Genomic DNA, 12776 nt, shown 5'->3' with positions numbered 1-12776 from the left:
GCCGTTACCCCAGAGCAGACCACCATGGCCGCCTGAACCGCCGGACATGCCGGGACCGCCCCGGCCGCCGTTCCCGCCCCTGCCGATCAGGCCTGCCGCACCACCATTGCCGCCCGCCTGACCGGCCCCGCCCGCGGCACCGTTGCCGCCGTTGCCGTACAGCAGGCCGCCAGGTCCGCCGCTGCCCCCCGGTGTCGTCGCGTTGGCGCCGTCACCGATCAGCGGGCGCCCGAGCATCGCCTGGCTGGGAGCATTGATCGCATTCAGCACGGCCTGTTGCGCATTGGCGACCTCGGCGCCGGCGTACGAGGTGCCGGCCGCGTTCATCGCCTGCACGAACTGCTCGTGGAACGTCGCGGCCTGCGCACTGGCGGCCTGATATGCCTGCCCGTGTGCCCCGAACACCGCTGCCAGAGCCGATGACACCTCGTCGGCGCCGGCGGCGAGTACACCGGTGGTCGGGTAGGCCACGGCGGCGTTGGTCGCGGTGATGGTCGAGCCAAGGTTCGCCAAATCTGTTGCCGCCGCAGCCAGCGCCTGCGGGGCCGTGATCAGAAACGGCATGGCGCACCTCCTGACAGGTCGGGACATCCCTGCTGCCACCCCGCGGGTCTTCGGCCGCTCAGCGACGTCGATGGTATCCCTGTCAGTAGGGCGGCGGAGCCCTTTTCCGCACTTGTGACCCCCGCCGCGGCGGCAATTACCGTCTCGCTAAATTCAGGACCGGTCGCCCTTTCACAGGCCGAGTACGTCGCAGGAGGTTTGCATGAACGCGCAGGTCGAGCAGCTGGAATTCCAGGCAGAGGCCCGGCAACTGCTGGATTTGATGGTCCATTCGGTTTACTCCAACAAGGACTCGTTCCTGCGGGAGCTGATCTCCAACGCCTCAGATGCGCTGGACAAGCTCCGGATCGAGGCACTGCGCAACAAAGAGCTCGAGGTGGACACCTCCGACTTGCACATCCAACTCGAGACGGACAAAGGCGCCAGAACCCTCACGATTCGCGACAACGGCATCGGCATGACCCGCGCCGAGGTGGTGGACCTCATTGGCACGCTGGCCAAGTCGGGCACCGCCGAGCTGCGGAAGCAACTCAAGGAAGCCAAGGATGCGCAGGCGTCCGAGGAGCTGATCGGCCAGTTCGGCATCGGCTTCTACTCGTCGTTCATGGTGGCCGACAAGGTCGAACTGCTCACCCGCAAGGCCGGCGAGAGCGAAGCCACCAAGTGGGAATCCAGCGGCGAAGGCACCTACACGATCGAATCCGTCGAGGGCGCTCCGCAGGGCACGTCGGTCACCCTGCATCTCAAGCCGGAGGACGCCGAGGACGAGCTGCACGACTACACCTCGGAGTGGAAGCTCAAGAGCCTGGTCAAGCAGTACTCCGACTTCATCGCCTGGCCGATCCGCATGGAGGTCGAGAAGCGAACCCCTCCCACCGAGGAGGGTGGCGAAGAGACCGTCACCATCGAAACCGAGACACTCAACTCGATGAAGGCCCTGTGGGCCCGGTCCAAAGACGAGGTCTCCGAAGAGGAGTACAAGGAGTTCTACAAGCACATCGCGCACGCCTGGGACGACCCGCTCGAGGTCATCGCGATGAAGGCCGAAGGCACCTTCGAATACCAGGCGTTGCTGTTCCTCCCCTCACAGGCGCCGTTCGACCTGTTCAACCAGGACGCCAAGATCGGGGTGCAGCTCTACGTCAAGCGCGTCTTCATCATGGCCGACTGCGAAGAGCTGATGCCGGTTTATCTGCGCTTCGTCAAGGGTGTCGTGGACGCACAAGACTTGTCGCTCAACGTTTCCCGCGAGATCTTGCAGAAGGATCGGCAGATCAACGCGATCCGTCGCCGGCTGACCAAGAAGGTGTTGTCGACGATCAAGGAGATCCAGTCCGAGCGGCCCGATGACTACCGCACCTTCTGGACCCAGTTCGGCAAGGTTCTCAAGGAGGGCCTGATGTCGGACTTCGACAATCAGGAGGCCCTGCTGTCCATCTCGTCGTTCGCCTCGACGCACAGCGAGGAAGAACCCACCACGCTGGCCCAGTACGTCGAGCGGATGAAGGAAGGGCAGACGCAAATCTTCTATGCCACCGGCGCGTCGCGTCAGCTGCTGGAAAAGTCGCCGCACCTGGAGGCGTTCAAGGCCAAGGGTTACGAAGTGCTGCTGCTCACCGACCCGGTCGACGAGGTCTGGGTGGGAGTCGTCAACGAGTTCGACGGCAAGCAGCTGCAGTCCGTGGCCAAGGGCGAAGTGGACCTCGATTCCGACGAGGAGACTTCGGAAGCCGAGCGCGAAGAGCAGCAGAAAGAGTTCGCCGACCTACTCACCTGGCTGAAGGAGACGCTGAGCGAGCACGTCAAGGAAGTGCGGCTGTCCACCCGGCTGACCGATTCGCCGGCCTGCCTGATCACCGACGCTTTCGGCATGACGCCGGCCCTCGCGCGCCTCTACCAGGCGTCTGGGCAGGACGTCCCGATCGGCAAGCGGACGCTGGAACTCAATCCCCACCATCCGCTGGTCAACGGCTTGCGGCAGGCCCACGCCGACCGTCCCGACGACACGTCAGTCGCCGAGACGGCCGAATTGCTGTACGGCACGGCACTTCTTGCCGAGGGAGGGGCACTGGAGGATCCGGCGCGGTTTGCCGAACTCTTGGCCGACCGGCTCGCGCGTACGGTGTAGGTCGCCGGCGCGTCCAGAAGCGAAACTGAAGCTACGCACGCCCTCCGCGGCGTGTCGGGTGCGCATGTTCAGTGTCGCTGTGCGGATCAGGTGCAGGATCGGCGGTTGAAAGTCGGCCCGAGCGGATATCCGCATCTCATGACTGTGTTTCGGGCGATCGATCCGCGTGGCGTGATCGTCGCGACCAGGAATTTCAATAGTGCGGAGGATGCCCACCGGTGGTTTGCTGAGGCGGTCGCCGGCCGGTACCAGCTGGGTTGGCGCATGGAGGTGTGCGACGACGGGCAGTGGGCAGGCTTCGACGACACCGGCGGCTTCACGGCCCCGTTGAGTCGCCGGCGCGTCCCTAGCCGAGCTAACGGCCCAGTTTCTCCCGAACCAGGTCGGTGAGGAAGCGCCCGGTGGACACCGGGCTGAAGGCGCGTGCCGCCGCCGTGAGCGCGTCGCGCGACTCGGCGGGGAGTTCTACCTCGGCCGCCGCCACGTTGAACTCCAGTTGCTCCACACTGGACGCGCCGGGAATAGCGACCACGCCCGGCAAGCTGATCAGCCAGGCCAGCGCGACCTGCGCAGGCTTGGCGCCGGCCTCGGCGGCGACGTCTCGCAGGGTCTGCAACAACGGCTCGATGCGCCGCAGGTTCTCGGTGCCGAACAGCGCGTTGACCGCGCGCACCCCACCCGGGCGGTTGTCGACGCCGTACTTGCCGCCCAATAGACCCTGCGCCAGCGGGCTGTAGGCGATCACGATCCGATTCTCGCGCTCGGCAAACGGAACCATGTGATCGAGGGCGCGTGGATGAGCCAGTGAGAAGTGCACCTGGTTACTGACCACCGGGCGCCCGAGCGCGGCGTCGGCCTGCTGCCAACGCGCGAGGGAGTAATTGGAGACGCCGACGGCGCCGATCTTGCCCTCATCGAGCAACTCGCGCATGCCGGGCATGATCACCGAGTCCGGGACGAACGGATTGGACTGGTGGATCTGGTACAGCGGAATGCGGTCCAGCTGCAGACGCCGAGCGCTGGCACGTTCGCGCTGCTTGATCACCGCGGGAAACGGCGCCACCGGGAAGATTTTGCTGGCGACCGCAACCTCGGAGCGCTCGTCGCCCAGCGCCTCGCCGAGGATCCGTTCGCTCTTGCCCAGGCCGTACACCTCAGCGGTGTCGAACAAGGTGACCCCGAGGGCGCGGGCTCGCTGCACGATGTCGCGGGCGGCGCCAGATGCGTACTTGTCGCCGTAACCCCACTCGCGCGAGCCGAACTGCCACGTGCCGAGCCCGATCCGACTGACCTGTCCGACCCCCTCGACCTGAACGTATTTCATAGGACCAACGTATACGGCCGGCCCCTGCCGTCTGGGTCCTGCGGTGCCGCGGACGGGGATGGCGATACATGTTTCCTGTTGATCCGAAGCTGCGGTCCCCGATGCGCCAACCCGCCGAATTATCGTTATCAATTAGTTAGTGAACACTTACTACCAAGCGGTGCAATCGTCGTGCGGCAAACTCAATTAGCTGATGTTGCTGACAGCAAGATAGCGAATGAGGGCTTACTAACATTCTCTAAGTCGCCCTGTGGATAAGAAATGTTAGTGATTGCGCGCTCGCAAAGCGCCACCGTATTGTCCGCTGAGACAGTCTATTCAGCAGAACACGGAAAATCCTAGTGCTACGGCCCTCGGTGCGAGAGGAGCCCGGAAGCCTCGATCTTCGGTATAAAAAATAAAAATTTTGAAATTGGCGAACACGTCCCGGGCAAACCGGATAAATTGCGCCTCTACTGACTTGAGAACGCCGACCGAGCGCCAGCCGTGGACGGCCGATGTGGTGGAGGTCTAAATGTCATTCGTGTTTGCGGCACCGGAGATGGTGACGGCTGCGGCGTCGGACTTGGCGACCATCGGTGCGCAGCTCGGCTACGCCAACGGGGCCGCGGCGTCACCGACGGCCGGGCTGCTTGCTGCCGGCGCCGACGAGGTATCGGTCTCCATTGCGCAGCTCTTCCAGGCTCACGCGCAGCAGTACCAGTGGGTAAGCGCCCGCGCAGCGGCGTTTCACGCCCAGTTCGTTCAGGTGCTGGACTCGGCCGGGGCTGCCTATGCCGCCGCTGAGTACGCGAACGTCTCCCCGCTGCAGCCGCTGCTCGACCTACTCAACGCGCCGTCGCAGGCGCTGTTGGGACGACCACTGATCGGCGACGGCGCCGATGCCACGGCGCCCGGCCAGTCGGGCGGTGCCGGAGGACTGCTCTACGGCAACGGCGGTCGCGGCTACACCAGCACCACCGCCGGCGTGGCGGGCACCGCGGGCGGCTCCGCCGGTCTGATCGGCAATGGCGGTGCCGGAGGCGGGGGCGGCGCCGACTCCGCGGGCGGCAATGGCGGCGCTGGTGGGTGGCTGTACGGAGTTGGCGGGGCCGGCGGGGATGGCGGCGCGGCCACCACGCCGAGCGGTGTTGGTGGGTTCGGCGGGGCCGGCGGCAACGCCGGCCTGTTCGGCGTCGGCGGCGCCGGCGGCTCCGGTGGGGCCGGCGCCAATGGGGCAGCTGGTGTCAATCCGTTGTTCAACCAGACCGGCAAGCTGCCGACCGGCGAGGCCGGAATCGACAGTTTTCTCGATGGCGGTGCGGGAGGGGCCGGGCCTAATGGAACCGAGCAGGGGATGGGCGGTGGTGACGGGGGCGGAGGCGGTCAAGGCGAGAACGGCGGCCGCGGTGGTGATGGTGGTGCCGGCGGCCCTAACGCCGCTGGTGGCAATGGCGGCCTCGGCGGCAGAGCAGCCGCCGGTTTTGGTGATGCGTTTTACGGTGGCGACGGTGGTACCGGAGGCGCTGGAGGTGTCGGCGGACCCGGCGGTATTGGCGGCAATGGTGGTTTTGGCAGGGGCGTCTATTCTGCCGCCGAAGTTCATGGCGGCAACGGAGGCGACGGCGGTGTGGGCGGTGCCGGCGCGGTAGGCGGGCACGGCGGTAATGGCGGAGCAGTGAGAGCTGTTGTCGCTGCCTTCGGTGGAGATGGCGGTGACGGCGGTGACGGCGGTGTCGGGGTAGCCGGCGGTGCCGGCGGTGCCGGCGGCGACGGTGGCGCCGGTGGCCGCGGCGGTTGGCTGTTCGGAGCCGGTGGTGCCGGTGGCCATGGTGGTGTCGGGGCTGACGGCGGTGTCGGCGCAGACGGCGGCCCCGGCGGTATTGCCGGCAATGGCGGTGTGGCGGTTAACGGAACAACTCGCGTCGATGGCATCGGCGGAGACGGGGGCGACGGCGGCGCCGGCGGTGCCGGCGGAGTCGGCGGCAACGGCGGTAACGGCGGCGTGGGTGGCGCGGGCGGCCTGTTCGGCCAGGCCGGCATTCACGGTGTCGGAGGTATCGGTGGGCACGGTGCGCTCAGCGGCGTGGGTGGCGCCGGTGGCGAGGCGGGCACCGGCAGCGTCAACGGCAACCCGGGCAGCACTGGCTTGACGCCCGGAAAGTCGGCCGACGGCCATGACGGACTCTCCGGCTGAGGGCGATCCCTATCAAAACCATTCCTAATCAAGCTGATTGGAGCCCCCTAATGTCATACGTCATCGCAACACCCGACTGCCTGCTGGCGGCAGCGGCCGAGGCTACGGGCATCGGCTCGTCGATCGGCGCTGCCAATCAAGCGGCGTTCGGGCCGACCACAACAGTATTGGCGGCCGCCGGCGATGAGGTATCGGCAGCCGTCGCCGCACTGTTTTCAGAACATGCCCGGCAATATCACGCGTTCAGTGTGCAGGCTGCGGCCTTTCACGCCGAGTTCGTGCAGGCATTGAGCGGTGCCGGCGCGGCGTATTCGGCGGCCGAGGCCGCTGGCGCAAATCCATTGCAGGCGTTGATAGATCAAGTGTTGGCGGTGATCAACACGCCTACCAATGTGGTGCTGGGCCGCCCTTTGATCGGCGACGGCACCAACGGTGCGCCGGGGACCGGGCAAGCCGGTGGGGCGGGCGGAATTCTATGGGGCAACGGCGGCGCCGGCGGGTCGGGTGCGCCCGGTCAGGCGGGAGGGCCCGGCGGTAACGCCGGGTTGCTCGGCAGCGGCGGAACGGGCGGCATCGGCGGGTTTGGCGGTGGCGCCGGCGGCACTGGTGGTGCCGGCGGCTGGTTATGGGGCGATGGCGGCACCGGCGGCAGCGGTGGCATCGGCGCGACCGGCGGAACCGGCGGAACCGGTGGCAGCGCATTGCTTTTCGGCAACGGCGGCGCCGGTGGCGTCGGCGGCGGTGGCGCGGCCGGCGAGGTCGGATCCACGGGTGCCCCGGGCACCGCGACATCCGCGGGCGGCACCGGTGGTCTGGGCGGCAATGGCGGTGTTGGCGGAAACGGTGGCGCGGGCGGTAACGGTGGTGCGCTGTTCGGTACCGGCGGGGCGGGTGGACAAGGGGGTCACGGTGGGGCCGGCGGGGCCGGGGGTACTGGTGGTGCCGGCTGGGATGCGAGCGGCGCCGGCGGCGGGGTGAACGGCGGTACCGGCGGCGACAGCGGCTCGGCCGGTCACGGTGGCAATGGTGGCATCGGTGGCGTGGGCGGACGCGGTTCGGCACTCTTCGGCGCCGCCGGGCTCACCGGCAGTGGTGGGGACGGAGGTGCCGGCGGCAATGCGGGGGCACCGGGCAACGGCGGTGCCGGCGGCAACGGCGATGCCACCGATCCCAACGGCGGCACGGGCGGCACCGGCGGTAACCCGGGTGCGGTGGGCGCCGGTGGCGTCGGCGGTGCGGGGCTCACTGAGGGAGCCACCGGCGCCGACGGCGTCCTCGTCCCGAATGACGGCGGCACCGGCGGAGCGGGCGGAACCGGTTGGACAGCAACCGGTCTCGGCAACGGCGGTGACGGCGGATTCGGTGGCAAGGGGGGTCAGTACGGCAGCGGTGGCGCCGGCGGAGCCGGCGGCAATGCCGGGGCCGGTGGCGGGAACGGCGGGCGTGGCGGCAACGGCGGCGACGCCGGCGTCATGGCGGGTAATGGCGGTAAAGGGGGCGACGGCGGAGCCGGCGCCGGCAGTGGCGACGGCGGTGCCGGCGGCTGGGGAGGCGACGCTCAGAACATCGGAACGGCAAGCGTCGCTGGCGGTTCCGGTGGTGCGGGAGGCGCTGGCGGTGCCACCGGCAACGGCGGGGACGGTGGGTTCGGCGGCGACGCGTATATCACTAACAACGATTCTGCGGCCACGGCTGTCGGCGGTGATGGCGGGGCCGGTGGTGATGGAGCCCACGGCGGGCGCGGCGGCGACGGTGGTGTGACCTATACCAGCGGAACCGGCAACCTCCATCCCGGCGACGGCGGCAGGGGTGGCATCGGCTACACAACCGGCGGCGGCGACGGGGGCAACGGCGGGGTGGCAGACGTGAACAACAGCGCGTCCACGGTCACGGTTATCGGCGGCACCGGTGGAGACGGCGGGCAGGGGACCGACAACGGCGGCTCGGGATCCGGTCGCGGTGGAACCGGTGGCACGGCCGCTATCGATGATCCCAATTCCCACGCGACGGCGATCGGCGGTTCTGGCGGTAAAGGTGGCGCCGCACTCGGCGGCATCGGCGGTCTCGGCGGAGCCGGTGGACCCGCATTCAATAACGGTCTCGGCACGGCCCATGGCGGCGCGGCCGGTGACGGCGGAGTAGGAACGACAGTCGGTGGATTCGGTGGCCGTGGGGGCCAAGCGATGAGCGGCGGAACGGGAAGCGTCACCGGCGGAATCGGTGGTCACGGTGGCAACGGCGGCGCCACGGGCGCCGGTGGGGTCGGTGGTGACGGCGGTGACGCGACCATCTTCAACGTCGACTCGACCGCGACAGCGACCTCCGGCGACGGCGGCGACGGCGGCGACGGGGCCCTTGGGGGTGGCGGCGGCAACGCGGGTTTCACCTACACCGCGGGGATAGGCGAGGTTGCTCCGGGACGCGGAGGTGACGGGGGCAACGGGAGTCTCGGCATCGGCGGGTCAGGCGGCTACGGCGGCAGCGTGACTGCGGATAACCCGGCGTACACGCATGACGTCATCGGCGGCAGCGGCGGCGACGGCGGTAAGGGTGTCAATAACTTCGGCTCAGCGCGCGGCGGGCACGGGGGGGATGTCTATATCAACGGCACTACCGCAACGGCCGCGGCCGTCGGTGGCACCGGCGGAATGGGCGGCACGGCCACCGGCGCCACCGGCATCGGGGGTACCGGCGGCGCCGGCGGTGATGCAACGCACCACGGAGTCGGCGAAACGTATGGTGGCACGGCCGGGTTCGGGGGCACTGGCGCCCTAGGCGGCACCGGCGGCCAAGGCGGCATCGCGCACAGCTTCCAGAGCGCAAAGGCCACCGGTGGTCACGGTGGGTCGGGCGGTGACAGCTTCGGGGCAGGCTTCACTGGCGGCGACGGCGGAAAGGGCGGCGACGCGTACTCAGACGGTGTGGCTATTGGCGGCATCGGCGGTGTGCCCGGGCTCGGCCCCGACGGCCCCGGTTTACCCGGCGCGGACGGCAGCACCGGGCCGGGTTAGCGAGGTACATTCTCGACACCTTGGTGTCGACCCCGAAGGGGAAGCTTGTGAAAGTCCACCATCTCAACTGCGGCACCATGCATACTCCGGGTGCCCGGATGGTGTGTCACGTCCTACTACTTGAGACGGACAACGCACTTGTCTTGGTAGACACCGGCTTCGGCTCGCAGGACTGCCGGGACCCCGGCCGTGTCGGGCCCTTCCGTCACGTCATTCGGCCGGTGTTCGAGCAGAGTGAGACGGCACTACATCAGATCTCGCAACTGGGATTCCGGTCGTCCGATGTGCGTCACATCGTGTTGACGCACTTTGATTTTGACCACATCGGCGGGCTCGCCGACTTTCCCGACGCGCAGGTGCACGTGACTGCGGCCGAGGCGCGCGGCGCCGTCCACGCCCCTTCGCTGCGCGAACGGCTGCGGTACCGCAGCGTGCAGTGGGCACACGGGCCAAAGCTGGTTGAGCATGACGCGGCGGGCGAGCCGTGGCGTGGTTTCTCGGCCAAACCCCTCGATGCCATCGGCGAAGGAGTGGTGCTGGTGCCCATGCCGGGTCACACCCGCGGGCACGCGGCGGTGGCCGTCCAAGCCAGTAAGCAAGCCGGTGAGCAATGGGTGCTGCACTGCGGCGACGCGTTCTACCATTCCGGCACCCTGAATAGATCCCGCGTGCCGTTGATGCTGCGAGCCTACGAGGAGATGTTCGCCTTCAACCGCCAACAACTGCTCGACAACCAGGCGCGGCTGGCAGAACTCTACGAACGCCGGGAACCGGGGTTAACCATCGTCTGTGCGCACGATTCCGGGCTGTTCGAACAAGCGTGCCTCTGACTTAACTGGTCGGTGGGGGCGGCGGTCGGTCGGAATGCGACTCGTGCCATTGCACTTCCGCGGCGCGCACCCGGTTGTGGGTGCGACGCAGCCACACCAAACCGGTGGCCGCGAGCAACACCGCAATGACGACGCCTGCCGTGCCGACGCCGGGGTTGCCGGTGGCGAAGGCGAACAATCCGATGATCAACGCCATGACTCCGACGCCGACCGCGGCGATGCCGACTGAGTTGGCGCCGTTCTTCATGGCCTCGCCGGCGTGCTGGCGGGTGGTCCGATCGTGATCGACCGGGTCCGTCGTGGGGTCCACTGTGTGCTCCTCGTGAGAAATCATCTGCGCCTGTTTGTTTGGCGTTGCGACTGTCGGCGGCGGTGCGGCCCTCGTTGGCCGGTGTTTCCTCTTGGGAAATTGCCTACCCGGGAATGGGTTCCTTAAACAGCGCAGCAGGACCCGGCCAGTGGACAATGACATGCTCCTTAAACGGTAACCCCGTTCTCATCGGGTCCCGGGCATGTGTCATGCTCTGCGGCGGAGGTCACTATGGCAAAAACAGTAGTGGTGGGAGCCTCGAGTGGGCTGGGGCGGTGTATCGGTGTCGGATTAGCGCGGCGCGGGGACCAAGTCGCGCTGCTCGCACGGCGCCGCGAGCGGATCGAGGCGGCCGCTGACGAGGCGGGTCCGGGCGCGTTCGCCGTCGAATGCGACGTCACCGACCAGTCCTCGGCGCGTTCCGGTATCGATGCCGCCGCCGCAGCGCTCGGCGGCATCGACAACCTGGTGTATTCGCCCGCGATCAGTCCACTGGTGCCGCTGGCGGAGACCGATGTCCAGACCTGGCGGCGCATCTTCGACACCAACGTGATCGGTGCGTCGCTGGTGACGGCGGCGGCGGTGCCGCATCTGTCGGCATCCGCCGGCAAAGTGATCTACCTGTCGTCGGACGCGGGGACGTTCGGGCCGCCCTGGCCGGGACTGGGAGCGTACGGGGTCAGCAAGGCGGCGCTGGAACGGCTGGTCGAAGCATGGCGGGCCGAACATCCCGATATCGGCTTCACGAATCTCGTCGTCGGTGAGTGCGCGGGGGGTGAGGGTGACGCCCAGACCGGGATGAATGCCGGGTGGGACCGCGAACTGGCGATGCAGGCGTATCCGCTCTGGGTGTCTCGCGGCTGCATGCCCGGAAAGCTGATGCCGGTCGAGGACCTTGTCGAGGTGGTCCACACCATCCTGGGCACCAATGCGTCGACGTCCATGCCGGTCGTGGTTGCCAGAGGCGCGCCCGGTGGCGCGGCAGCGGTCCTGCAGCGGCCCTAGCTTCCTGGTCCGACCACGAAGCAGCGGCCACTGCTGCTGTCGAACAACACTTCGGCGATGGTCGACTTGTCGGTTGTCGGGAACTCGAACCGGTGGACCTGCTGCCCGGCTTCGATCTCGGCGACCTGCGATTCGGTGCTGCCATCCTTCTTGCGAACCACCGCGGTCACCTTGTCGGGCGTCGACATGTTTTGCGGCTCATGGAAATACCAGACCTCGATACCCGCGCCGGATGAGGTGGCCTGCCAGCCGTCGGAGTAGAAGCACGCCGGATTTCCATCGGCATCCGGCGGTGGCGGCGGGCAAATCGAAAGCCCGACGCAGTCCGGGGTGGTGCTGGTGGTGGTCGCCGGCGCCGGCGTGAGGCTGCTCGCCGGCGCGGCCGGTTTGGTGGCCGATGCTGCCGGCATGGCCGGCTTCGCGGAGGTGCTGGACGAGGCGGGCGGTGACGCATGGGGCGACGACCCGCAAGCTGGCAACGAGCAGGTCGTGAGCGCGGCCAGCAGCCAGATCATTCTCGACATCAATGGTCCTTTCGCCAGGGTGTCTGCAGCATAGGACCGTTGTCGCTCGTAGGCGGGCGCATCGCCACTCGTTATCGTCGGAGACAGACGTGGCAGCTGTGATTCAAGTGACGCCCAGGCGTCAGGCGGCTCCCGCGTTGCCCGCCTTTGCGCGACAACAGCGATGAGGCGCCGGGGCTTGGACGTTACGTGCTCATATTCCGCGGGTGAATGAAGATGCCTTCGGCAGAGACCATGACCCCCGCGGCGCCGCTGATCTGTCCGACCGCAAATGTCTTGACGCCCTCCACCCGGTCCACCCATGCGTCCGCCCGCAACGGTTGCCGCAGCGGGGTTCGCTGGTGATAGCGCAGCGTCAGCGTCCCGGTATAAGCCGGGCGGCCGGGGCGGTGTGCGGTGGCTCCGAGGATGTGGTCGAGGATCATGGCCGAGACACCGCCGTGCACATGCGCGATGGGACCTTCGAATGCGGCGCCGAGGGTGAATTCCGTCCACACCGATCCGTTGTCCTCATGGTGCACCACCAGTGGGGGAGCGGACGGATTGCGAACGCCCACAACGACATTGCCCGATGCGATGCCCTGCCCGTCGTCGCTTCCGCGCTCACCGAACGTTCCTGGCATCAGCTCGGCGCTGAGTTCGGCTGTGACGCTGTCAATCTTGGCGGTCGCGGCCGCGATGACGTCGTGGTCCACCTCGGTGCGAATCGTCGCGTCGATCAACCGTCGCACCGATGCCGCAAGCGACTCGTACACCGGCAACGAATCAGTCATCGACTCAAACGAATCCACCATGTCCGTCACCCTAGAGCAGCGACCGATGTCCCGGTCAGCGGTCCGTGGTCACGCAAAACTGCGCTGCTGATTGTTAACCTTTTGGCGTGGAAACGCCCAGCGACAAGGTG

The 12776-nt window shown here is 67.7% G+C and carries 12 protein-coding genes; 7 read left to right on the top strand and 5 right to left on the bottom strand.

Annotated features, from left to right (window positions below; all coding sequences use genetic code 11):
* Positions 1-564: PE family protein (locus AWC08_RS09085; RefSeq protein WP_142283484.1), on the bottom strand; the 564-nt coding region annotated here is incomplete at its 3' end.
* A gap of 202 nt (positions 565-766) precedes the next feature.
* On the opposite strand from AWC08_RS09085, the gene htpG reads away from it, so the two are divergent.
* Together htpG and AWC08_RS38050 are read left to right on the top strand one after the other, a co-directional pair.
* Complete coding sequence (htpG, locus tag AWC08_RS09080) at positions 767-2692, top strand: molecular chaperone HtpG (RefSeq protein WP_069432647.1); 1926 nt, start codon at positions 767-769, stop codon at positions 2690-2692.
* Positions 2693-2830: 138 nt separating this feature from the next.
* Positions 2831-3082, top strand: coding sequence for a hypothetical protein (locus AWC08_RS38050; protein WP_082986448.1), 252 nt, complete (start codon positions 2831-2833; stop codon positions 3080-3082).
* Here AWC08_RS38050 and AWC08_RS09070 read toward each other — a convergent pair.
* Entirely contained in the window at positions 3048-4016 is a 969-nt protein-coding gene (locus AWC08_RS09070) for an aldo/keto reductase (protein WP_065134835.1), read from the bottom strand. The genes AWC08_RS38050 and AWC08_RS09070 overlap by 35 nt on opposite strands.
* 514 nt (positions 4017-4530) lie before the next feature.
* On the opposite strand from AWC08_RS09070, the gene AWC08_RS39850 reads away from it, so the two are divergent.
* The 3 genes from AWC08_RS39850 to AWC08_RS09055 are packed head-to-tail and all read left to right on the top strand — an operon-like array spanning position 4531 to position 10033.
* Complete coding sequence (locus tag AWC08_RS39850; protein ID WP_085087701.1) at positions 4531-6192, top strand: PE family protein; 1662 nt, start codon at positions 4531-4533, stop codon at positions 6190-6192.
* 50 nt (positions 6193-6242) lie between these two features.
* Complete coding sequence (locus AWC08_RS09060) at positions 6243-9203, top strand: PE family protein (RefSeq protein WP_069435267.1); 2961 nt, start codon at positions 6243-6245, stop codon at positions 9201-9203.
* Positions 9204-9250: 47 nt separating this feature from the next.
* The gene (locus AWC08_RS09055) at positions 9251-10033 is read left to right on the top strand and encodes an MBL fold metallo-hydrolase (protein ID WP_069435268.1); all 783 of its coding nucleotides are present in this window, start codon (positions 9251-9253) and stop codon (positions 10031-10033) included.
* A 1-nt stretch (position 10034) separates the two neighbouring features.
* On the opposite strand, the gene AWC08_RS09050 is transcribed toward AWC08_RS09055, so the two are convergent.
* Positions 10035-10343, bottom strand: coding sequence for a hypothetical protein (locus AWC08_RS09050; RefSeq protein ID WP_372511577.1), 309 nt, complete (start codon positions 10341-10343; stop codon positions 10035-10037).
* A gap of 231 nt (positions 10344-10574) precedes the next feature.
* Here AWC08_RS09050 and AWC08_RS09045 point away from each other — a divergent pair, with 231 nt between their 5' ends.
* Positions 10575-11348, top strand: a complete 774-nt coding sequence (locus AWC08_RS09045) for an SDR family oxidoreductase (RefSeq protein ID WP_065134840.1) — start codon at positions 10575-10577, stop codon at positions 11346-11348.
* On the opposite strand, the gene AWC08_RS09040 is transcribed toward AWC08_RS09045, so the two are convergent.
* Complete coding sequence (locus tag AWC08_RS09040) at positions 11345-11758, bottom strand: hypothetical protein (protein WP_232008124.1); 414 nt, start codon at positions 11756-11758, stop codon at positions 11345-11347. The genes AWC08_RS09045 and AWC08_RS09040 overlap by 4 nt on opposite strands.
* Here AWC08_RS09040 and AWC08_RS38045 point away from each other — a divergent pair.
* Positions 11757-11906, top strand: coding sequence for a hypothetical protein (locus AWC08_RS38045; protein ID WP_232008125.1), 150 nt, complete (start codon positions 11757-11759; stop codon positions 11904-11906). The genes AWC08_RS09040 and AWC08_RS38045 overlap by 2 nt on opposite strands.
* 151 nt (positions 11907-12057) lie before the next feature.
* Here the strand turns inward: AWC08_RS38045 and AWC08_RS09035 are convergent, their stop codons facing one another.
* The gene (locus tag AWC08_RS09035; protein WP_065134842.1) at positions 12058-12666 is read right to left on the bottom strand and encodes a PaaI family thioesterase; all 609 of its coding nucleotides are present in this window, start codon (positions 12664-12666) and stop codon (positions 12058-12060) included.
* Positions 12667-12776 lie beyond the last annotated feature (110 nt).

It is taken from the genome of Mycobacterium gordonae (genome assembly GCF_002101675.1).
GTDB classification, from domain to species: Bacteria; Actinomycetota; Actinomycetes; order Mycobacteriales; family Mycobacteriaceae; genus Mycobacterium; species Mycobacterium gordonae.
The sequence above is the reverse complement of the archived record's forward strand: the minus strand, read 5'-3'. Positions and strand labels throughout refer to the sequence as shown.

Excerpts from the sequence above, each read along its gene's own strand:
- AWC08_RS09035 (WP_065134842.1), bottom strand. The coding sequence starts at position 12,666 with ATGGTGGATTCGTTTGAGTCGATGACTGATTCGTTGCCGGTGTACGAG.
- htpG (WP_069432647.1), top strand. The coding sequence starts at position 767 with ATGAACGCGCAGGTCGAGCAGCTGGAATTCCAGGCAGAGGCCCGGCAA.
- AWC08_RS09070 (WP_065134835.1), bottom strand. The coding sequence starts at position 4,016 with ATGAAATACGTTCAGGTCGAGGGGGTCGGACAGGTCAGTCGGATCGGG.
- AWC08_RS09040 (WP_232008124.1), bottom strand. The coding sequence starts at position 11,758 with ATGCCGGCAGCATCGGCCACCAAACCGGCCGCGCCGGCGAGCAGCCTC.
- AWC08_RS38045 (WP_232008125.1), top strand. The coding sequence starts at position 11,757 with ATGGCCGGCTTCGCGGAGGTGCTGGACGAGGCGGGCGGTGACGCATGG.
- AWC08_RS09045 (WP_065134840.1), top strand. The coding sequence starts at position 10,575 with ATGGCAAAAACAGTAGTGGTGGGAGCCTCGAGTGGGCTGGGGCGGTGT.
- AWC08_RS09060 (WP_069435267.1), top strand. The coding sequence starts at position 6,243 with ATGTCATACGTCATCGCAACACCCGACTGCCTGCTGGCGGCAGCGGCC.
- AWC08_RS39850 (WP_085087701.1), top strand. The coding sequence starts at position 4,531 with ATGTCATTCGTGTTTGCGGCACCGGAGATGGTGACGGCTGCGGCGTCG.
- AWC08_RS38050 (WP_082986448.1), top strand. The coding sequence starts at position 2,831 with ATGACTGTGTTTCGGGCGATCGATCCGCGTGGCGTGATCGTCGCGACC.